At 28.3% G+C, this 23141-nt stretch carries 21 protein-coding genes; 19 read left to right on the forward strand and 2 right to left on the reverse strand.

The features are described 5' to 3' along the window. Nucleotides 1-4: 4 nt before the first annotated feature. The 19 genes from J2Z71_RS03305 (at nucleotide 5) to J2Z71_RS03395 (ending at nucleotide 20411) form a co-directional block, all read left to right on the forward strand. On the forward strand, nucleotides 5-817 hold the full coding sequence (locus tag J2Z71_RS03305; protein WP_210060433.1) for a TPM domain-containing protein: 813 nt from the start codon (nucleotides 5-7) through the stop codon (nucleotides 815-817). Nucleotides 818-1009: 192 nt separating this feature from the next. Continuing rightward, complete coding sequence (locus tag J2Z71_RS03310; RefSeq protein WP_210060434.1) at nucleotides 1010-1546, forward strand: helix-turn-helix domain-containing protein; 537 nt, start codon at nucleotides 1010-1012, stop codon at nucleotides 1544-1546. Between the two features lie 10 nt (nucleotides 1547-1556). Further along, entirely contained in the window at nucleotides 1557-2597 is a 1041-nt protein-coding gene (gene potA, locus J2Z71_RS03315; protein WP_210060435.1) for a spermidine/putrescine ABC transporter ATP-binding protein, read from the forward strand. Then, entirely contained in the window at nucleotides 2594-3442 is an 849-nt protein-coding gene (locus J2Z71_RS03320) for an ABC transporter permease (protein ID WP_210060436.1), read from the forward strand. Before potA ends, J2Z71_RS03320 begins: the two co-directional genes overlap by 4 nt. Then, nucleotides 3436-4221 carry an ABC transporter permease gene (locus J2Z71_RS03325; RefSeq protein WP_210060437.1) on the forward strand — a complete coding sequence of 262 codons (786 nt, stop codon included), beginning with the start codon at nucleotides 3436-3438 and terminating at the stop codon, nucleotides 4219-4221. The genes J2Z71_RS03320 and J2Z71_RS03325 overlap by 7 nt, the downstream gene beginning before the upstream one ends. Further along, the gene (locus J2Z71_RS03330) at nucleotides 4221-5279 is read left to right on the forward strand and encodes an ABC transporter substrate-binding protein (protein WP_210060438.1); all 1059 of its coding nucleotides are present in this window, start codon (nucleotides 4221-4223) and stop codon (nucleotides 5277-5279) included. Before J2Z71_RS03325 ends, J2Z71_RS03330 begins: the two co-directional genes overlap by 1 nt. Before the next feature lie 124 nt (nucleotides 5280-5403). Beyond that, nucleotides 5404-6423: a hypothetical protein gene (locus J2Z71_RS03335; protein ID WP_210060439.1), complete on the forward strand. Its 1020-nt coding sequence runs from the start codon at nucleotides 5404-5406 to the stop codon at nucleotides 6421-6423. Nucleotides 6424-6567: 144 nt separating this feature from the next. Next, complete coding sequence (locus tag J2Z71_RS03340) at nucleotides 6568-7650, forward strand: BMP family ABC transporter substrate-binding protein (RefSeq protein ID WP_210060440.1); 1083 nt, start codon at nucleotides 6568-6570, stop codon at nucleotides 7648-7650. Between the two features lie 121 nt (nucleotides 7651-7771). Beyond that, nucleotides 7772-9301, forward strand: a complete 1530-nt coding sequence (locus tag J2Z71_RS03345; protein WP_210060520.1) for an ABC transporter ATP-binding protein — start codon at nucleotides 7772-7774, stop codon at nucleotides 9299-9301. Continuing rightward, complete coding sequence (locus tag J2Z71_RS03350; RefSeq protein ID WP_210060441.1) at nucleotides 9291-10409, forward strand: ABC transporter permease; 1119 nt, start codon at nucleotides 9291-9293, stop codon at nucleotides 10407-10409. The genes J2Z71_RS03345 and J2Z71_RS03350 overlap by 11 nt, the downstream gene beginning before the upstream one ends. Further along, nucleotides 10402-11352 (forward strand): ABC transporter permease, encoded by a 951-nt coding sequence (locus J2Z71_RS03355; RefSeq protein WP_210060442.1) that lies wholly within the window; start codon nucleotides 10402-10404, stop codon nucleotides 11350-11352. The genes J2Z71_RS03350 and J2Z71_RS03355 overlap by 8 nt, the downstream gene beginning before the upstream one ends. Before the next feature lie 89 nt (nucleotides 11353-11441). After that, a complete protein-coding gene (locus J2Z71_RS03360) occupies nucleotides 11442-12287 on the forward strand; it encodes an HAD-IIB family hydrolase (RefSeq protein ID WP_210060443.1) in 846 nt (281 codons plus the stop codon). After that, nucleotides 12284-13123, forward strand: coding sequence for a ribosome biogenesis GTPase YlqF (gene ylqF, locus J2Z71_RS03365; RefSeq protein WP_210060444.1), 840 nt, complete (start codon nucleotides 12284-12286; stop codon nucleotides 13121-13123). The genes J2Z71_RS03360 and ylqF overlap by 4 nt, the downstream gene beginning before the upstream one ends. Beyond that, nucleotides 13123-13740, forward strand: a complete 618-nt coding sequence (locus J2Z71_RS03370; RefSeq protein ID WP_210060445.1) for a ribonuclease HII — start codon at nucleotides 13123-13125, stop codon at nucleotides 13738-13740. Before ylqF ends, J2Z71_RS03370 begins: the two co-directional genes overlap by 1 nt. Before the next feature lie 117 nt (nucleotides 13741-13857). Continuing rightward, on the forward strand, nucleotides 13858-14211 hold the full coding sequence (locus tag J2Z71_RS03375; protein ID WP_210060446.1) for a YraN family protein: 354 nt from the start codon (nucleotides 13858-13860) through the stop codon (nucleotides 14209-14211). Nucleotides 14212-14222: 11 nt separating this feature from the next. Next, nucleotides 14223-15743, forward strand: coding sequence for a YifB family Mg chelatase-like AAA ATPase (locus tag J2Z71_RS03380; protein ID WP_210060447.1), 1521 nt, complete (start codon nucleotides 14223-14225; stop codon nucleotides 15741-15743). A gap of 1 nt (nucleotide 15744) precedes the next feature. Next, on the forward strand, nucleotides 15745-16851 hold the full coding sequence (dprA, locus tag J2Z71_RS03385) for a DNA-processing protein DprA (protein WP_210060448.1): 1107 nt from the start codon (nucleotides 15745-15747) through the stop codon (nucleotides 16849-16851). Nucleotides 16852-16863: 12 nt separating this feature from the next. Further along, complete coding sequence (topA, locus tag J2Z71_RS03390; RefSeq protein ID WP_210060449.1) at nucleotides 16864-18939, forward strand: type I DNA topoisomerase; 2076 nt, start codon at nucleotides 16864-16866, stop codon at nucleotides 18937-18939. Nucleotides 18940-19010: 71 nt separating this feature from the next. Continuing rightward, entirely contained in the window at nucleotides 19011-20411 is a 1401-nt protein-coding gene (locus tag J2Z71_RS03395; RefSeq protein WP_210060450.1) for a GspE/PulE family protein, read from the forward strand. Nucleotides 20412-20459: 48 nt separating this feature from the next. On the opposite strand, the gene J2Z71_RS03400 is transcribed toward J2Z71_RS03395, so the two are convergent. Together J2Z71_RS03400 and J2Z71_RS03405 are read right to left on the reverse strand one after the other, a co-directional pair. Next, complete coding sequence (locus tag J2Z71_RS03400; RefSeq protein ID WP_210060451.1) at nucleotides 20460-21893, reverse strand: aldehyde dehydrogenase family protein; 1434 nt, start codon at nucleotides 21891-21893, stop codon at nucleotides 20460-20462. 12 nt (nucleotides 21894-21905) lie between these two features. Further along, nucleotides 21906-23072 (reverse strand): FIST signal transduction protein, encoded by a 1167-nt coding sequence (locus tag J2Z71_RS03405; RefSeq protein ID WP_210060452.1) that lies wholly within the window; start codon nucleotides 23070-23072, stop codon nucleotides 21906-21908. Nucleotides 23073-23141: the final 69 nt, after the last annotated feature.

The raw sequence follows: 23141 nt of genomic DNA on the forward strand, positions 1-23141 counted from the left end.
TAGTATGAAAAAAAAGAATTTCATCATATTGTTTTTATGTTTTATACTAAGTTTTACTACAGTTTTTGCAGACGATTTAAATAGTATAATTCCAAAACCTGAAGATGCAGATCATTATGTCTATGATGAACTCGATATACTATCTAGCGAAAGTAAAAAATATATAAATAATACAAATAGAGATCTAGAAAATAAAACTAAAGGGCAAGTTGTAGTTGCAATAGTAAATTCTTTAGAAGGATATACTATTGAAGAATATGCAACTAGAATCTTTGAAACATGGCAAATAGGAGATAAAGAAGAAGACAATGGAGTTCTTTTACTTCTAGCAATGGAAGATGGAAAAGTAAAAATTGAAACAGGATATGGATCAGAAGGTTATATTCCAGATGTAATAAGTGCAAGAATAATTAGAAATATGGTTATGTATTTTCCAGAAGGAGATAGAACTGGAAAAGATAAAAAAGCCTATGAATATGGAATGGTAGAAGGCTATAATGAATTACTTGAATTTATTTCTAATGAATATGGAGTTGAAATATCTGATAAGATAGATCCTGAAGAATCCTATGAAAATAACAATGGAATGAGTTTAGGCGAAATAATAATGATTATTATTTTACTTATAATTATTTCTAATATGTTTAATAGAAGACCACCTACTAGAAGAAGAAATTATTATGGTGGATATAGAGGACCTTATGGAGGCGGAAGTTTTGGAGGATTTGGTGGTGGATCATCAGGTCGTTCAGGAGGCGGAGGCTTTTCAGGAGGTGGAGGCTCTTCTGGAGGAGGAGGCTCATCAGGAAGTTGGTAAAAATAGGCGATTCGCCTATTTTTTTTACAAAGATTTAAATTAGGTAATTTTAATTTTAAGAGGAAGTTTAAAATATAAAACAAAAAGTAAAATTTTTTAAATATTATTGACAAAAAATAACAAAAAAATTATAATATCTTTGAAGTTTAATAAAGTAAATAATAAGTTTAATATATATTTAAAGGAGGAACTATGGATATTGGTTATAAATTGAAAAACTTAAGAGTTCAACAAAATTTAACTCAAGAAGAATTAGCAGATCGATCAGAACTTACAAAGGGTTTTATATCACAAGTTGAGAGGAATTTAACATCGCCTTCTATAGCGACTCTAATTGATATTTTAGAAGCTCTAGGTATTACTCCTCTTGAATTTTTTAAAGATGACACAGAAGAAAAAATAGTATTTACTGAAAATGATTATGTAGAAAGTATAAAAGAGGATTCTTATACTATAAACTGGATTGTTCCCAATGCTCAAAAAAATATAATGGAACCTACTATTATAGAAATTGAGCCAAAAGGCATGTCAAAAGAGGTTTTGCCTTTTGAAGGAGAGATAATGGGATATATTATAGATGAGGAGATAATTTTAAATTATGGAAATAAGAAGTTTGAGGTCAAAAAGGGCGAAACTTTTTATTTTAGAGCTGATAAGCTTAGTTATATAGAAAATGTTAAAAATAAAAAGGCAAGGGTGATTTGGATTAGTTCACCACCTAATTTTTAAGGGGGTTAATATGCAAAACGTAATAGAACTTAAAAACATTAATAAGGCATATGATGATGATATTATTTTAAATGATTTTAATTTAACTGTAAAAAAGAATGAGTTTTTAACTCTTTTAGGACCAAGTGGATGTGGAAAGACAACTACACTTAGAATTATGGCAGGTTTTGAGACTCCTGATTCTGGTCGTGTAATATTCGAAGATAAAGATATTACTGAACTTGAACCCTATGAAAGACAACTTAATACAGTTTTTCAAAAATATGCTCTATTTCCTCATTTAAATGTTTTTGACAATATAGCATTTGGATTAAAAATAAAAAAGGTAAATCCAAGAGAAATTGAAACTCGTGTAAAAGAAGCGCTAAGACTTGTAAATTTAAAAAACTTTGAAAAAAGAGAAATTGAATCACTTAGTGGTGGTCAGCAACAAAGAATTGCAATAGCAAGAGCTATTGTAAATGAGCCAAAGGTTATACTTTTAGACGAACCTTTAGGAGCTTTAGATTTAAAATTAAGACAAGTTATGCAATTAGAACTTAAAAAGATACAACAAAGTTTAGGTATAACTTTTATATATGTAACTCATGATCAAGAAGAAGCTCTATCAATGTCAGATACAATAGTTGTTATGAATAATGGAAAAATTCAACAAATTGGAAGTCCTATGGATGTATATAATGAGCCTAAAAATGCTTTTGTAGCAGATTTTATTGGGGAGAGTAATATTATTCCAGGCATAATGCATGAAGATTACTTAGTTGAATTTTTAGATACTAATTTTAAATGTGTAGATAAGGGATTTTCAAAAAATGAAAAGGTAGATATTGTAGTAAGACCAGAAGATGTTGAGCTTGTAAATGAAGATGGAATGTTATCTGGAATTGTAAAGTCTGAAATATTTAAAGGCGTACATTATGAAATGACAGTTGATGTAAATGGATACAATATGATTGTTCAATCAACTGTAAATAAAGATGTTGGTTCAAAGGTTGGAATAAATATTAAACCAGACCTTATTCATGTAATGAAAGCAGGTGAGAAGAGTTGAAAAAATATTCCTATATCTATGTATTGTGGGCAATGATTTTTTTAGTATTTCCTTTAATTTTAATTCTAGTATATGCATTTAATGGAAACACAGGTATGGGACTTGAAAATTATAGTTTTTCCTTTAGTAATTTTCAAAGATTTTTTGAACCTCTTTATTTAAAAATATTATTTGTTTCTTTAGGAGTTGCATTACTTTCAACTATAGTTTGTCTTTTAGTTGGATATCCTGTTGCATATATTATTTCAAGATTATCAAGTAAATGGAGAGATAGTTTAATTTTATTATTTGTAATACCAATGTGGATGAACTTTTTATTAAGAACATATGCATGGCTTACATTATTAGGAAACAATGGATTAATAAATAAATTTCTAGCGCTTTTTGGAGTAGCTCCATTAAATATTATGTACAATATGAAAGCTATAATGATTGGAATGGTATATAACTTTTTACCATTTATGGTTCTTCCAATATATACAAACTTATTGAAAATGGATAAGTCTTTAATAGATGCAGCAAAAGACTTAGGAGCAAATGATTTTAAAGTATTTTTAAAAGTAATACTTCCTTTATCTCTACCAGGAGTATATACCGGTATTACAATGGTATTTATACCAGCTATATCAACATTTATAATACCAAACTTACTTGGTGGAAATAAATTTTATTTAATTGGAAACTTAATAGAACAACAATTTACCTTTACTGGAAACTGGGCCTTTGGTTCAGCAATTTCAATGGTATTAATAGTGATTATGATTATATTCTTAGCAGGATCAAATAAATCTAGTAAAGAAAAAAATAAAGTTAAAAGTGGCTCAAGTGGAGGTGGATTATGGTAAGAAAAATTATTGATAAATTATATTTAGCTTTAGTATTTATCTTTCTATATGCACCTATTGCAGTATTAATTGTTTTTTCATTTAATGATTCTAAACTTAGAGGTTCTTGGGCAGGATTTACATTAAAATGGTATAAGGAATTATTAGATGATCCAACAATATTAAAAAGTTTATATAATACAATTTTAATTGCAGTAATTGCAACAATTGTATCTACAATACTTGGAACAATAGCGGCAATTGGAATAAATGATTTAAAAGGTCATAAGAAAAACTTAATATTAGATGTGAATTATTTGCCAGTATTAAATCCAGATATAGTAACAGCAGTTTCTCTAATGGGACTTTTTGGATTTATGGGACTTGAGTTTGGATATTTGACTATGATAATATCTCATATAGTATTTTGTACACCATATGTTATATTATCAGTACTTCCAAAATTAAAACAAATGGATAAACATACACTAGAAGCTGCAATGGATCTTGGAGCAACTCCTTTTTATGCAATTAAAAATGTAGTTATTCCTCAAATAAGACCAGCTATATTTACAGGTGCATTAATGGCTTTTACACTTTCTGTAGATGATTTTGTAATAAGTTTTTTCAATACAGGTCATGGTGTTACAAATTTATCTATTACAATTTATTCAATGGCAAAAAAGGGAATAAATCCATCAATTAATGCCATATCTGCATTGATGTTTACATTTTTACTAGTACTTCTTTTAATTATTAATAAAAGAAAAGACACTCAAGTACAAAAGAAGGTGAAATAATGAAAAAGAAAATTTCGTTACTTATAATATTAGTTATTTTACTTTTCACTACTTCATTTTTATCTTCATGTAAAAAAACTGATAGTGCAAATTCAATTAATGTATATAACTGGGGAGAATATATAGATCCAGAAACTATTAAACTTTTTGAAGAGGAAACTGGGATAAAAGTAAATTATGAAACTTATGCATCAAATGAAGATTTATATGTAAAATTAGTTCAAAATTCTGATTCTTATGACATAGTAGTACCATCAGATTATATGATTGAAAGACTTATAAAAGAAGGATTAGTTCAAAAGATTGATTTTAATAATATTCCAAATTTTGCTGGAGTTGAAGAAAATATAAAAAATCCAGGCTTTGATCCAACAAATGAGTATTCAGTACCTTATTTTTGGGGAACTCTTGGCATTGTATATAATGATTCTATGATAAAAAATGAAATTACTAGTTGGAGTGATTTATGGAATGAAAAATATAAAAATCAAATAATTATGTATAATTCACAAAGAGATTCAATAGCAATAGCTCTTAGAAAACTAGGATATTCTATGAATAGTGTAGATATTAATGAGCTACAAAGTGCAAAAAAAGAATTAATAAAACAAAAACCACTAGTATATGCATATCTTACTGATGATGGTCGTGATGTTTTAGTTCAAGCAGATGCAGCAATGGGAGTAATGTATTCTGGTGATGCTCTTTTAATGATGAGTGAAAATAAAAATTTAAAATATGTCGTTCCAAAAGAAGGTTCTAATATTTGGTATGACTCCTTTGTAATACCAAATAGTGCTAAGAATAAAAAAGGAGCAGAAGAATTTATTAATTTTATGTCTAGACCAGATATAGCTGCTATAAATGCAGAGTATTGTGTAGGATATACATCACCTGTAGTAAAAGCTAAAGATTTACTTCCAGATGAAATTAGGAATTCTTATGTAGCATATCCTAATATGGAAGACCTACCTAATTTAGAAGTCTATAGAGATTTAGATAAAATGGTCGCAGTATATGATAGAATCTGGACTGAGGTAATAGCAACAATGAAATGATAGAAGGTTTTAACCTTCTATTTTTTTATATTAATATATTATCTTATACATATTTGTTTATTATTTCTTTAGCATATGATATCATTATATTATAAAATGTTTTCATAACTATGGAGGTTAACTAATGAGTAAAAAATTAAAAAATTTTATATTATTTGGAATTTTTATTGCAATTTTATTTATCTCCACATTAAGCTCTCAATTTGGAACAGAAATTTTATGGTCTAATGAGAATAAAGATGGTGACGGATTTAATGGATTATTATTTAAAAATCCAGTAGAAATTTCTGATTTAGTAGTTTCAAGAAGTATAGAAAATAAAAACTCAAAAGAACTAGTTAGATATGATGTTGAGTTTGATTTTTCGGGCGAGGAATCTAGTCTTAGAATTTTAGGAACACCTGTAAGACAAATATTTTTTGATGAGAACATAACACCAAGTCATAGTATAGTAAAACTAAAAGGTGATTATGATAAAGTTAATGATCAATTATTTAATGAAAAGCTAAAGCATTCACAACTTTATAAAAATGTAAGCAATTATAAATTTAAAGCAAATTCAGAAATAAGAGTTCCATTATCAAAAGACATTGAAAGATATTCTTTTTCAATTTATTATGAACCAAGAAACTTAGTTTATAAAGGAAAAGAAGATGTTGCTAAAAATACTGTATTTATTACAAATGCTAGAGTAGATAAATTTGTGAATTCAGAAAAAAACATTGAAGGAGAAAATCCATACTTTAATCAATCAGGATTTTATGTAAATGCACAAGAAATATTAAACAAAAGCGCAATATCCAGAATTTCAATTATAAATAATGTATCTTCAGTGGTATTTGTAGCATCTATAATTATTGTACTTATAATAACTTGGTTAGATAAAAAGAAATTAAAAAGTTTATATACATTACTATTAATGTTTATATTATTGACATTTTATAGATTCTTAGGACTTGGAGAGTCCACTTTGGCAATACTTACTATTTATCCAATACTTGCATTTATTGGAGCTTGTATTGCAAAATTAATGGCAAAAAATGAACTTAAACTTTCTAAAAAAGATTTAAAACAAAATTTAGGTTATACAATTTTATTCTTTGTTGTAACTTTAATTGTTTGTATAATACCAAGAGCTATGTAATAAAGCCTGATATATCAGGCTTTATTTTTTTATGTGTTATTATATAAAACTCTGTAAACGTTTTATTTTAAAGACAAATTATTTGAAAATATATAGGGTATATTATATAATGTACTAGAGATTAAAAGTAAATAGGAGGATACTATGAAAAAGAGAAATTCATTAATTGCTCTTACATTAGTTATGGCATTAGGTTTAGTTGGTTGTGGAAAGTCTGCACCAAATAATGCTGCAAATGCTAATGAAGGCAATAACGCAACAACAGAAGCTGCAGCTTCTGATTTAAAAGTAGGATTTGTTACAGATGAGGGTGGAATTAATGACCAATCATTTAACCAAGGTGTTTGGGAAGGACTTGAAAAAGCACAAAAAGATTTTGGAGTAAGTGTTGAATACTTAGAATCAAAAGATGCTAATGCTTATAAACCAAACCTTGAAACATTACTTGACAATGAAGACGATCTAATTGTAGGTGCAGGATTTAAAATGGGAGATGCAATCTCTGAAGAAGCTAAAGCTAATCCTGATGTTAAATATGCAATTGTAGACGTTGCACCAGAAGATGCACCAGATAACTTACTTGGAATTATGTTCAAACAAGAAGAACCTTCTTTCTTAGTTGGTTATATTGCAGGACTTACTACAGAAACTGACAAAGTTGGATTTGTTGGTGGACAAGAAAGTACTATTATCTGGGGATTTGAATATGGTTACAAAGCTGGAGTAGATTATGCAGCTAAAGAACTAGGAAAAGAAATTGAAACTAAAAGCCAATACATTGGTGGATTCTCAGACGTTCAAAAAGCTAAAGCTATAGCTACTCAAATGTATCAACAAGGATGTGACGTAGTATTCCATGCAGCTGGAGGCGGTGGAGACGGCGTTATTGAAGCAGCTAAAGAACAAGGTAAATGGGCTATTGGTGTAGATAGAGACCAATACGAAATGGCACCAGAAAATGTTTTAACATCAGCTATGAAAAATGCAAATGTTGCAGTTCATAATTTAGTTAAAGATTTAGCTGAAGGAAAAGAGTTTGAAGGTGGAACTACAATTTCACTTGGACTTAAAGATGAAGGAGCAGTAGGAATTGCACCAACATCAGATAAGAATGTTAAAAAAGAAATTTTAGACAAAATGCCTGAAATTGAAAAGAAAATAGTTGAAGAAGAAATTAAAGTTCCATATGATAAAGAATCATATGAAGAATACAAAGCTAATTTATAATCAACTTAGATTCTAAAAAAAGTGTGTGTAAGCAATTGTTTACACACACTTTTTTATGTGTATTTATATAAAAAGTATAGTATAATAGAATTTGAGAAAGGGAGATGAGAAAGTGAGCGGAATGGAAAGTACTAAACTGGCAGTTGAAATGAAAAATATTACAAAAAAGTTTGGAGACTTCACAGCCAATAGTAACATTGATTTAGATGTAAAACAGGGCGAAATTCACGCGCTTTTAGGGGAAAATGGTGCGGGTAAATCCACACTAATGAATATTTTATATGGACTATATACTCCTACTGAAGGAGAAATTTTTATAAATGGTGAAAAAAAAGATATAAAAGATCCTAATGACGCAATAGACTGTGGACTTGGAATGGTACATCAACATTTTATGTTAGTGGAACCATTTACAGTAGTAGAAAATATAATATTAGGAATGGAACCTACTAAAAGTGGTGGAGTAATCAATATTAAAGCTGCACGAAAAAATGTTTTAGATATTTCAGAAAAGTATGGGCTAAAAATTGACTTAGACGAAAAGGTTGAAAATATTTCTGTAGGTATGCAACAAAGAGTGGAAATCTTAAAGGCTTTATATCGTGGAGCTGATATACTTATTTTTGATGAGCCAACAGCAGTGCTAACACCACAAGAAATTGATGAACTTATTAATATAATAAGAGGTCTTGCAGAACAAGGTAAGACTATTATAATAATAACTCATAAACTAAAAGAGATTAAGGCAATGGCTAATAGATGTACTATTATTCGTCGTGGTGAAAAAATTGAAACTGTTGATGTGTCTAAGGTCAGTGAATCTGATCTTGCAGATATGATGGTTGGTAGACAAGTAGAACTTAAAGTAACTAAAAAAGAGCAAGAACCAGGAGATACAACACTAGATATTAAAGATTTAGTTGTAAAAGACATTAGAAAAATCAATAAAGTAAATGGACTAAATCTAGAAGTAAAAGCTGGTGAAATTCTAGGTATTGCTGGTGTTGATGGAAATGGTCAATCAGAGTTATTAGAAGCTATTACTGGTTTAAGACATACTGAATCTGGAAATATTACTATGAATGGGGTAGATATTACAAATAAAACTCCAAAAGAAATTCAAGAATCAGGATTAAATAATATTCCAGAGGATAGACAAAGAAGAGGACTTGTACTTGAGTTTACAATTGCTGAAAACTTAATACTAGAAAACTTCAATAAAGATGAATTTTCAAAAAGGGGAATTCTTAAAAAAGACAATATAGATAAATTTGCAGAAGAACTTTCTGAAAAATTTGATATTAGACCTAGAAATATAAACTATCTTGCAGGAGATTTATCTGGTGGAAATCAACAAAAAGTAATTATTGCGAGAGAAATTACTAATAATCCAGATTTATTAATTGCAGCTCAACCAACAAGAGGACTTGATGTTGGTGCTATTGAGTATGTTCATAAATATTTAGTTGAACAAAGAAATAAAGGAAAAGCTGTACTTTTAATTTCTTTTGAACTTGATGAAATTTTAAAACTATCAGACAGAATTTCTGTAATTTATGAAGGTAAGATAGTTAAGACAATGAAAAGAAAAGATACAAATGAAAGAGAGATAGGACTACTTATGGCAGGAGGTAGAGATAGTGAAATCTAAGGGGAAAAGTAGGTTCTTTTATACCTTTATTTCTATTTTATTCGGTCTTATTTTTGGATCAATAATTCTAAAAATAAGTGGAACTAGTCCAATAGAAGCTTATAAAGTAATTTTTAAAGGAATCTTTGGTAAACCAAGTTATATAGCTTGGACAATGATAAATGCAGTTCCAATAATATTAACAGGTATATCAGTAGCCTTTGCATTTAATACAGGGCTTTTTAATATAGGAGCAGAAGGACAATATATAGTAGGATCAATAGGAGCAATTTTAGCAGGTTATCTACTAGAATTACCACCTATAATTCATCCAATAGTAGCACTTTTAGCTGGTGCACTTTGTGGAGGAATCTGGGGAGGTATTGTAGGGTTTTTAAAAAGTAGATTTAATGTAAATGAAGTTATTTCATCAATAATGATGAACTGGATAGGTTTTTATCTAAGCAATTATTTATTAAGCTTTTCATTTTTAAGAAAACCTGCAAGTGATAACTCTTTTACAATAAGACCAACTGCAAGTATTGAAATATTAAAAGAATGGAAAGTTTCAAAAGAGGGACTTGCATTTTTAAAAGAGCATGCTTTTTTAAAACAGTTTTTAAGACCTAATGTAAACTGGGGATTTATTATAGCAATAGCTATGGCATTTCTTATTTGGTATATATTAAAAAAGACAACTTTAGGATATCAACTAAAAGCTGTTGGATTTAATAAAGATGCTGCTGAATATGCAGGTATAGATATTAAAAGAAATCAAATTATTTCTATGACTATAGCAGGAGCATTATCAGGACTTGCAGGAGCTATAACTGTATTAGGTGTTGCTGGAAATATTGGTATGATGGCTACACAAGAAGGATATGGATTTGATGGAATGGCAGTTTCATTAATTGCAGGAAATAATCCTCTTGGATGTATATTAGCAGGACTTTTATATGCAGGACTTATGTATGGTGGAGGAAAACTTACAATCCTTGGAACATACTCTGAAATAATAAATATTGTAATAGGTGTAATAATTTTATTTATTGCTATGCCTAGAATTTTAGATTTGATTTATGATAAAGTATCAAGAAATAAGAAAAAGGATGGTGCAAAAGATGAATAATATTTTGGGAATAATAAGTACAACTCTTTTATATTCTGCACCTCTTATATATGCAGCTCTTGGTGGAGTAATTAGTGAAAATGGTGGTGTTGTAAATATAGGTCTTGAAGGAATGATGACTTTAGGAGCTCTTGTAGGTGCAACAGTTGGTTTTTATACGGGAAACCCATGGTTTGCATTCTTATGCGGTGGACTTGCGGGAATGGCCCTTGCACTTCTTCATGCAATAGCAACTATAAATTTTGCAGCTGATCATATAGTTTCAGGTATTGCAATAAATTTAATTGGTCCTGGTATGGCACTTTTCTTATCTAGATTATTCTTTGAAGGTGCTGCTATGACTAAGCCAATTCCTTTTGACAACAAACTTCCTCAACTATTTAAGGGATTTTTTACAAGAGAAAGAGTTGCAGCTTATCCATTTTTAAATGGTTTTAAAATAGTTTTTCAACAATATATAGTTGTATATATTGCTCTTATACTTGTTTTTGTAATGTGGTTTGTACTATACAAAACAAAACTAGGACTTAGAATTAGAGCAGTAGGAGAACATCCAAAAGCAGCGGAAACACTTGGTGTAAATGTATATAAAATAAAATATATATGTGTTTTAACATCAGGATTTTTAGCAGGACTTGGTGGAGCAAGTATGAGTCTTGCTATAGTATCAAATTTCAGAGAAACACTTATCTCTGGACAAGGATATATAGCTCTTGCAGCTATGATATTTGGTGGTTGGAAACCACAAGGTGCATTATTTGCTTGTTTATTATTTGGAGCAGCTCAAGGATTATCAGTAACACTTGGTAATATAGGAGTACAAGTAGATCCTAATTTACTTGCTATGCTTCCATATATTATTACAATAGTTGTTTTAGTAGCTTTTGTAAAAGGTGTAAGAGCTCCAGCAGCAAGTGGTAAGCCATATGAAAAAAATCAATAATTAAAAGCATCTGAAAAGATGCTTTTTTTAATATATAGAACTATTGTAAAAATAAAGTTTATTATGATATTATTTTAGGTGGTGAGATAGTGTATAAATTAGTTGGATTTGATTTAGATGGGACATTACTTACAGATAGTAAAGAAATAAGTAATAAATCCTATGAAAATTTATATGAATTATTAGATAGTAAAATTATTACTCCAGTTATTATAACTGGTAGAGGATATAGATCTGCTAATAAGTTTTTTAAAGATAAAGATATTAATATAGATATTATTTCAAATAATGGAAATATTATAAGAAACTCTATTAGTGATGAAATTTTATATATAAATGAAATTAAAAAAGATTTTGCCTTAGATATAGTTTCAAATTGTAATAATAAGAATATATATCCTTTATTTCACATAAATAGCTATGAAGATGGATATGATATAGCAACGATTAAAAAAGATGCTTCTAAGCATGTTAGAACTTACCCAGAGGGCTTTGGAGATAGAGCATTATATCTAGATAACTTAAATAATGTAGATAGTTCTATTCTTTCTATTGTTTTTGCAGGAGAATATAGTGATTTATTAGAGTTTAAAAAAATTATTGAAAAAAAATACAGTAAAAATTTCAATATTCATTTACTAGAAGTAAAGACTAAGGGACTTTATATTTTAGAGGTTTTGCAAAAGACTGGCGATAAATGGCATGGCTTAAAAAGATATTTAGAATTAAACAATATTTATTCAGATGAAACTATTACAATAGGTGATGATTCTAATGATATTTTAATGATTAAAAATTCAAAAGTTGGAATAGCAATGAAAAATGCAATTTGTGATGTTAAAAAAAGTGCAGATATAATTTCTAAGTATAATAATAATGAAGATGGTGCAACTAAAGAAGTTTTAGAAATAATAAGAAACAAGGTGATATATTGAATATAAATTGGTACCCAGGTCATATGAAAAAGACCATAGAAGAAATAGAGAAAAAATTAAAGTTAGTTGATTTTGTAATAGAAATAGTAGATGCGAGAATTCCTATTGCAAGTAGAAATCCATTATTAAATGATGTGTTGAAAAATAAAAAAAGACTTATTTTATTGAATAAATCTGATCTTTCAGAAGATGAACAAAATAAAAAATGGATTGAAAAATTAAGTACAGAAAATAATAATGCAATACTTTATTCAGCAGCAAATCCAAATTCAAATTTAATTATTAAAGAGTCTTTAAAATTAATGGATGAAGAAATAAATAGATTTAAGGAAAAAGGTGTAAATCATGGTCCTTTAAGAGCAATGATAGTTGGAATTCCAAACTCTGGTAAATCTACTTTTATAAATGGAATTTCAAAGAGAAAATCAGCAAGAGTTGGAAATAGACCAGGAATAACTACATCTAATCAATGGATTAAATTAAATCCTAAATTACATCTTTTAGATACTCCAGGAGTATTATGGCCTAAATTTGAAGATAAAAATATAGGGCTTAATCTTGCTTTTACAGGTGCTATTAAAGATGAAATATTAGACACAGAAACACTTTGTTTAAAGTTAATTGAACTTTTAGATAATTTAGATCCTAAAATTTTAGAAAGTAGATATAAAATTGAATCTAATAATAAAGCTCCAATTGAAATAATGGAAGAAATAGGATTAAAAAGAGGAGCAAAATTAAGAGGAAATGAAATTGATTATACAAAAGTGGCTAATATAGTTCTTGATGAATTTAGAAAAGGAACTCTTGGAAAGATAACATTGGAGAGATTATAATGCACGAAAATTTTGAGGAGCAATATAGTGAAAAAGGATATAAATTTATAGCTGGAATTGATGAAGTTGGAAGGGGCGCTCTTTTTGGAGATGTCTTAGCTTGTGCTATAATTATGCCAGTAGATGAAGAACATATTGATGGAATAAAAGATTCTAAAAAACTTTCTGAGAAAAAAAGAGAGAGGTTTTATGAGGAAATATTAAATGAATCAGTTGCAATAGGTATAGGACGAGTTGAACCTGAAATAATTGATCAAATAAATATTAAAGAGGCAACTCATCTTGCAATGTTAAGAGCTATTGAAAACTTAAGAGATTCAGATGGCAATAAAATAGTTCCTGATATTTTGTTAATAGACGCTGAAACTATTAATACAGATATAGAACAAGTTCCAATAATTAAAGGTGATGATAAATGCTACACTATATCTTGTGCATCTATTGTTGCAAAAGTATATCGTGATAGACTTTGTCAAAAATGGGCTAAAAGATATGAAAATTATGGTATAGAAAAGCATAAGGGATATGGAACTAAACTTCATAGAGATGCAATAAAAGCCTATGGACCATCAGAAATGCATAGACTTAGTTTTTTAAAAAACAGAAAAGAATGGTAGATTTTATAAAAAAATACAAGGTACTAAGATATTAGTGCCTTTTATTTTGAAAAAAATTTTTTATAGTGTATTATATTATTAGGTTAATTTAAAAAATATTAAATAATAGGTGATTTATTGAACAATAAAGAAGTTGGAAATATAGGGGAGTTATTAGCAGAAAAATATTTAAGAGAGAAAAATTATGAGATTTTAGAAAATAATTATAGAAATTTATATGGTGAGATAGATATTATTGCTAAAAAAGATGATATTATTATATTTATTGAAGTTAAAAGTAGAAATTCTAATAAATACGGATATCCAAGAGAAGCTGTAAATAATGTAAAGATTGAAAAAATCTATAATACTTCTTTAGTTTATATATCAAAAAATAATTTTAGTGATATTCAATTTAGATATGATGTAATAGAAGTATATTTAAATAAAAATGAAATAAATCATATAGAGAATGCTTTTTATATTTCATAGGAGGTGCTAAATTGTATTCTTGTATTAATACTTGTACGTTACAAGGCCTTGATGGAGATATTGTAAATATAGAGGCAGATCTTAGTAATGGTCTTCCAAAGTTTCTTATAGTAGGACTTCCTGATGCCGCAATTAAAGAATCTATTGAAAGGGTGAGAGCTGCAATTAAAAATAGTGGATTTGAATTTCCACTAAAGAGAATTACAATAAATCTTGCTCCTGCAAATCTTCAAAAAGATGGATCACAAATGGATCTTGGAATTGCCATTGCAATACTTAGTGCTAATGGAATAATTGATTTTAAAGAAGATGAATACATAATACTTGGAGAATTATCTCTAGATGGAAGTATAAACTCTATTAAAGGAGCTCTTCCCATGATAATTTCTCTTAGGGAAAAAGGATTTAAAAAATTTATAGTTCCAGAAAAAAACAAAGTTGAATGTGCAGTTATATCTGATGTTTTAATATATCCTGTAAAAACTTTGTCAGAAACTATTGACTTTCTTCGAGGAAATAGTAATATAGAAAAATATACAGGAGAATATATAAATGAAGAAATTGATTATGATATAGATTTTTCTGATATAAAGGGACAACGATTTCTAAAAAGAGCTTTAGAGGTTTCAGCAGCAGGAATGCATAATTTACTTATGATTGGAGTTCCAGGAAGTGGGAAGTCAATGGCAGCAAAAAGATTTCCTACAATTCTTCCAAGTCTTGATTTTGAAGAGGCGATTGAGGTTACAAAAATATACAGTATTGCAGGACTTCTTGAGAATAATACATTGGTGACAATTCCTCCTTTTAGGTCTCCTCATCATACTGCTTCAGCAGTATCTTTAATAGGTGGAGGACGTATTCCAAAACCTGGAGAAATTTCTCTTGCTCACAATGGTGTATTATTTTTAGATGAACTTCCAGAGTTTTCAAAAAACGTTTTAGAAGTTTTAAGACAGCCTTTAGAAGATAAGAAAATAAATATAGCAAGAGCAAATGCAACATTATCTTATCCTGCAAAATTTATGTTTCTTGCAAGTATGAATCCTTGTCCTTGTGGATATTATGGATCTGAAAATCATGATTGTACTTGCACAATGAATTCTATAAATAGATATTTATCAAAAATTTCACATCCTCTTCTTGATAGAATAGATATTCATATAGAAATTAGTGCTGTTAAATATGAAGAAATTTCAAAAGAAATTAAAGAGGAATCCTCTAGTAGCATTAAAGAAAGAGTTTTAAAAGCAAGAAATATTCAAAAAGAAAGATTTAAAAATAGTAATACTTTTACAAACTCTGATATTAAAGATAATGAAATTGCAAAATATTGTAAATTATCTGAAAAATGTCAAAATATAATGGATATAGCTTTTAATAAATATAAATTTTCTGCAAGAACCTATAATAAAGTTTTAAAAGTATCTAGAACTATTGCTGATTTAGATGGAAAAGAAAATATTAACGAAGCTCATATATTAGAAGCTATTCGATATAGAAGTTTAGATTCTAAGTATTGGGGAGTTTAAAATGTTTGATTATAGTAATATGTTAATCTATCTAAATTCAATAGGGATAAGAAATACTCAAATAGCTAAAATTGAGAATATAATAAAAGAGGAAAACTTAGAAACTAAGGACATTTTAGAGAAGAAGTATATTAGTTTATTTGAAGATAAGATAAGTAAATCTTCCTTTGAAAAGCTAAATAATTTAGAAAAAAATAATGAATTATATAAAAATCTTTATGAAAGAACTTGTAAAAATAAAATAAATGTTATAACTTATAAGGACTGTAATTATCCTCAAAGATTAAAATATATTGAAAATTTTCCAAGAGTTATATATTTTAGAGGAGATATTACTACTAAGGACAATCTTTCTATTTCAATAGTTGGATCAAGAAAACATACTAATTATGGAAGTGCTGTAGTAAGATATATAGTTGATGAGCTTTCCAAATTAAATGTAACTATTATAAGTGGTATGGCATATGGGATAGATTCACTAGCTCATAAGAGATCTCTTGACAACAATAATCGAACTATTGCCGTTTTGGGAAATGGAGTAGATGTTGTATATCCTATAAAAAACTCTAATTTATATATGAATATAATTGAAAAAGGAGCAGTTCTTAGTGAATATCCACTAGGGACAAAATCTATGCCCTATCATTTTCCAGAGAGAAATAGAATTATTTCAGGACTTAGTCTTGGGACTATAGTAATAGAAGCAAAAGATAAAAGTGGTTCTCTTATTACTGCAAAATGTGCAGCTGAGCAAGGACGTGAAATATTTGCAGTTCCTGGTAATATTAATTCTGTGTATAGCGAAGGTACAAATATGCTAATAAGAGATGGAGCAATACCTTTTTTATCAATAGATGATTTACTTTATTCAATAGAGTCAATAAAGGATAATTTTAAGAAAGAACAGTCTGAAGAAATTATGAATAACTTAACAGATGATGAGAAAATTATTTATAATTTAATATTATCTGGTACAAATGATATAAATAATATTTGTATAAATTCTAAATTTGATATATCTTATACAAATAGTCTACTTACGATTTTAGAGTTAAAAGAATTAATTGAAAGCAATAATAATAAAGATTTTTATATAAAAAACATATAAGGAAGTGTAACTTTGGCAAATAATCTGGTAATAGTGGAGTCACCCACTAAAGCTAAAACTATAAAAAAGATGCTTGGAAGTAATTATAAAGTAGTAGCATCTGTTGGACATATTAGAGATTTACCTAAGAGTAAACTTGGGATAGATGTGGAAAATGACTTTGAACCGCATTATATAAATATAAGAGGAAAAGGTCCTTTAATAAAAGAACTTAAAAAAGATGCAAAGAAATCCAAAAAAATATTTCTTGCAACTGACCCTGATAGAGAGGGAGAAGCTATATCTTGGCATCTAAGTCATATACTTGGAATAGATCCAAATGATGCTCTTAGAGTAACTTTTAATGAAATTACAAAAGATACAGTAAAAAAACAAATTAAAAACCCTAGAGCTATTGATATGGATCTAGTAGATGCACAACAGGCAAGAAGAATGCTTGATAGACTTGTTGGATATAAAATAAGTCCACTACTTTGGAAAAAAGTTAAAAATGGACTATCAGCAGGACGTGTTCAATCAGTAGTACTTAAAATAATCTGTGATAGAGAACATTTAATAGAAGAGTTTATACCTGAAGAATACTGGACAATAGAAGCAAATTTAAAGAAAAGTAGAAAAAGTTTTGATGCAAAATATTATGGAACTTTAGAAAATGGAAAAGTAAAAAAAGTAGAATTAAAAAATGAAAAAGAAACAGATGAAGTTTTATCTAGAATAGATGAAGAAAATTTCAAGGTTTTTGATATTAAAGAGGGAACTAAGAAAAAAAATCCTTACTTACCTTTTACAACTTCAACTATGCAACAAGAGGCTTCAAAAAAATTAAACTTTTCAACTAGAAAGACTATGATGATTGCTCAAAGTTTATATGAAGGTATAGATATTCCAAAAGAAGGTTCTGTTGGTTTAATAACTTATATGAGAACTGACTCTACTAGAATTTCAAAAGAAGCACTAGGTGCATGTCTTTCATTTATAGAAGATAACTTTGGAAAAGATTATATGCATCCAAGAACTAAAGTAAAGAAAAATGATAATGTTCAAGATGCCCATGAGTGTGTTAGACCTACAAATGTATTTAGAACTCCAAATAGTATAAAAGATTCTCTTTCAAGAGATGAGTTTAAATTATATAATTTAATTTGGAAGAGATTTGTAGCTTCACAAATGGAATCTGCAATATACAATACATTAAGTTTAAACATATTATCAAATACTGAAATATTTAAATCATCAGGTTCACAAATTGCCTTTGAAGGATTTTTAAAGGTTTATGATTATTCAATTGAAAAAGATAGTATATTACCAGACCTTTTAGTAGATGATATATTAAAAGTAAATAAAATTGAAAAAAATCAACATTTTACTCAACCACCTGCTAGATATAATGAAGCTTCATTAATAAAGCTATTAGAAGAAATCGGTGTAGGAAGACCATCTACTTATGCTCCTACAATAAGTACATTATTATCAAGATATTATGTAGTTCAAGAAGAAAAAAGACTTGTACCAACAGAACTTGGTATAACTGTAAATGAAATTTTATCTGAGAATTTTTCGGATTTAGTAAATGAAGAATTTACAGCTCATTTGGAATCAGAGCTTGATAAAGTAGCTGATGGAGATTTGTTCTGGAAAGAATTATTAAGAGTTTTCTATAAACAACTTGCACATGATCTTGAAATAGCAGAAAAAAACATTGTAAAAGTTGAAATCAGAGATGAAGAAACTGATGTTATTTGTGAAAAATGTGGAAGAAATATGGTTATAAAAATGGGAAGATATGGTAAGTTTTTAGCATGTCCTGGTTTTCCTGAATGTAAAAATGCAAAACCTTTAATAGAAAAAATAGGACTTAAATGTCCAAAATGTAAAACTGGAGAAGTTGTAGTAAAAAGAAGTAAAAAGGGAAGAAAGTTTTACGGATGCTCAAATTATCCAGAATGCGACTTTGTTACTTGGAATAAACCAATAGATAAAAATTGTCCTGAATGTGATGCGATACTTACAGTTGTTGAAAACAGACGTGGAAGCTATGTAAAGTGTAGTAATAATAACTGTGGATATAGAGAAAAAACAAAGGAATAAAAAACAAAAGAAATCCTAAAAGGGTTTCTTTTATTTAATATTCCAGGAAAAGGATTTCATTAGGAGGAGAGATGAATTTAAATAAGAATTTAATAAATAGAGAGGAAATAATAGAAAAAGGAATAATTCCTATTTATAATGAAGAAATATTAGATAAATTAATAATAAAAGAAGATGTAAATATTGAAGAAATTTATTTATATAGTCAAAATACCAATATTTTAAAAGTAGATAATGAGGAATTTAAAAAATTAAAATCATTAATATTAATAAGAGAAAAGGCAAGTGATATTGCAAAAATTATAGAAAAAATTGAAAATAATATTAAAAAAGATGATTTGTTATTAGTAAAATTAATAGATTATATAATTGAATATGCTATTTTAACAAATAGTTCAGATATACATTTTGAAGGATCAAATGATGATGTAGTAGTTAGAGTTAGAACAGATGGTGTTTTAAATAATTTATGTAAATTAAAAAATACACATCATCAAAGATTAATTTCAAGAATTAAAATTCTTTCGAATTTAGATTATACTATAAAAAATATTCCACAAGATAGTAGATTTACATATAAATTTAAAAATGAAAGTATAGATATAAGAGTTGCAACTACTCCTACAGTTTTTAATGAAAAAATTGTTCTTAGAATATTAGACAAATTAAAAATTGAATACACTAAAGAGGGGATAGGGCTTTTTGGAAATAATTTAGAAAAGGTAAATAAATTAATAAATCAGCCAAGTGGAATAATCCTTTCAGTAGGTCCTACTGGATGTGGAAAATCTTCAACTATATATACTCTATTAGAAGATATAAAAAGTGAAGATATTAATATTATGACTATAGAAGATCCTGTTGAGTATAAAATATCTGGAATTAATCAAATAAATATTGATGAGAAATCAGGATTTACCTTTGAAAAGGGATTAGAGGCAATATTAAGACTTGATCCAGATAAAATAATGATTGGTGAAATAAGGAATGCACAAGCTGCAAGAACAGCCTTTAGAGCATCTATTACAGGAAGAATGATATTTAGTACTCTTCACACATCAGACTGTCCATCTACTATAATAAGGCTTCAAGATATGGGCATTGAAAATTATTTGATTTCAGCAGGGCTTATGGGAATAATATCGCAAAGACTAGTTAGAAAATTATGTACTTGTAAGAAAAAAGTAGTAGAGTATGTAGATATATATAATGAGGAGTTAACTTTTTATAAACCTGTTGGATGTGAAAAGTGTAAAAAAGGATATTTAGGAAGAATTGCTGTTTTTGAAATATTAATTTTAAATCAAAAACTAAAAGAAGCTATTAATAAAAATAAATCATTAGATGAATTAAATAAAATAGCTTTAGATTCAGGAATGGTTCCATTAAAAGAGGAACTTAAAAAACTATTATTAAATGGAGAAACTTCTTTAAATGAAATTTATAAAAATATTATTACTATAAATGAATAAAATAAAAGCACTTTTAAACAAAGTGCTTTTACTTTTTAATTATAAAACTTAAGATACAATATCCTTTAATACTATTGTTTTTGATAAAGTCATTTCTTCAAAAGTGGAATATACTCCTTCAGTTCCAATTCCACTGTGTTTCCAACCACCAAAAGGCATCTCGAAAGAACGGAAGAAACTTGCTCCATTAATTACAACTCCTCCAGCTTCCATTTGAGAAGCTATATTATAAGCACGTTTTTGATCTTTAGAAAATACACAGCTTGATAGTCCATATATTGAACTATTTGCAATTTCAACTGCTTCATCATCATCATCAAAAGAAATTACAGAAATTACAGGTCCAAATATTTCCATATCTTTTGCAACATCTGCATCACGTGGAATATCAACTATTACAGTAGGTTCATAACAAGAACCATTTCTATTTCCGCCAAGGACTATTTTACCACCTTGTTCTACAGTCTTATTAACTTGTTTTTCTATTTCTTTAGCAGCTTTTTCACTAATTAAACAAGCTATTTCTGTATCTTCCTCACTAGGATCTCCGAATTTTAATTTTTTAATATTAGAAATTACTTTTTCAACAAATTCATCTTTTATAGAATTATGAACTATAAATCTCTTACTAGCACAACAAACTTGTCCTGTATTATACATACGTCCCCATACAATTTCTTTAGCAGCTAAATCAACATCTGCATCATCAAGAACAATAAAAGCATCATTACCACCAAGCTCAAGAGCAATATGTGTTAAATTTTCTGCTGCAACTTTTGCAGATTGAATACCAACTTCTGTACTGCCTGTTAAAGTAACAAGACCAACTCTTTTATCTGCAACAGCATTACCTTTAACACTTCCTGGTGCAGTAATACATTGGATAACTCCATCTGGAATACCTGCATCAACTAAAAGTGAAGATAGTTTTAATACTGTAAGTGGGTTTTCAGAAGAAGGAAGAACTAAAGCAGAGTTTCCCATTAATAAAGCTGGTGCTACTTTTTGGTCGAATAAATCACAAGGGAAGTTAAAAGGAATAATACATACAACTACTCCAATAGGAGCTCTTGTAATAAATTGTATATTTTTTTCTTGTCCTTCTTCAGTTCCTGCAGGAATAATTGTTCCATAATAGTGTTTAGCTTTTCCTATAAAGCCTTCAAAGGAAATAAATACATTGTTTATTTCTGCTCTAGCTTCAGTAATAGGTTTTCCATTTTCAGCACAAAGAGTTTGTGCTAAATCTTCTTTATTTTCTTCAACTAAATCTAAAAACTTGTATAAAATTTTTGCTTTTTCAGAAATTGGAACTTTTGCCCAACTTTTTTGTGCAATAACAGCCTTAGTAATTGCTTCATCTATATCCTCTGCATTTGCTTTAGGTACAGAATCAATTAGATTATTATTAAATGGATTAATTACATCAAAAGTTTCTTTACTAAAACTGTCCACTTTCTTACCGTTAATTATCATTTTCATAAAATATTCTCCTTATTTTCCAAAAGCTGTAAAAGATAGCATTAAGCCGCCACAAGTATTAATACCATCATCTTCATATCCATATTCTCCAAAAGTAAATTCAACAATAAAAGGAATATCTCCAATTGTATTTTTTACTTTTTCATATACTTCATCTATTCTATCTGCAATTCCTGCCTTTCTACCTCCGCAATGAACTAGGTGAAGACCTGCAATTGGACCATTAACTCTATTTTTTAGTTCGATAAGAGTATCCTCTACAGAATTTATTAACTCATCAGTAGTAGATTCTAATTGAATAATAGCAGTTCCAATAGCTAAATTATTTCCAATATCCATAGAACCATCTTCATTTCCATTCATAGGATGACGAACAGCTACTAAATCTCCAAGTCTATCTTTTACACCAAGAGGTTTGTTAATACAATAGGCAAGTAAATTTCCGCCTATAGTATCTTCATAAGTTGCATTAGTCCATTCTCTATATTGTTCGATTGCGGTTTTATCATTGATTTTTACAAGAGTTCTATTATTTTTAATTTCTGTTATTATACCAACATTACTAGTTTCATTATAAGCACCAGTAAATACATTAGTAAATTCAGAATCTGTGTAGAAAAAGGCAACAGCAACGCCATTAGATACTACAAGTTCATCTGTAAATAAACTCCATTTTCCCGCAATTTCATTATCAGCAGCAGATCCACCAAAAAATGGAACTCTACCAATAACTTCAGTAATACCCTTTAGATAAAATTCCTCTTCTCCAGGAGATGCAACCATATAGAAGAAATCTGGAGATTTAGTCATATTAGCAGATTTTTTGGCAATTTCTGCAACTTTTCTACCAATATCACGAGGAGAATCGCCACCTTCTAAAATAGCAACACCTACTTTTAAATCAGGATCTATAAGACCCATAATCCCAACAAAACCATCATCACTAGATATAAATCCTTCAGGTGTAATAACACCAGTAAAAGAAGTATTTCCAATTAAAGGTATATTTGGTAGTTCCTTAGATATTGACTGAATTAATTTGTTTTGTTCGTATTGAGCCCCGCTATATACAAAGGCCATTTTCATATCTGGTAAAGAATCTTTGAATTTATTAGCAGCATCCTTGCCAGCTGTAACTACGTCTTTATTAATACTTGAACTAGTTTTAATTCTCAACATATTCCTCACTCTTTATTTCCCGTATACCCTTATTTTTTTAAATAACTATGAAAATAAAGCCTTTTAGTG

The sequence above is a fragment of the Peptoniphilus stercorisuis genome, from assembly GCF_017874395.1.
GTDB lineage: Bacteria > Bacillota > Clostridia > Tissierellales > Peptoniphilaceae > Anaerosphaera > Anaerosphaera stercorisuis.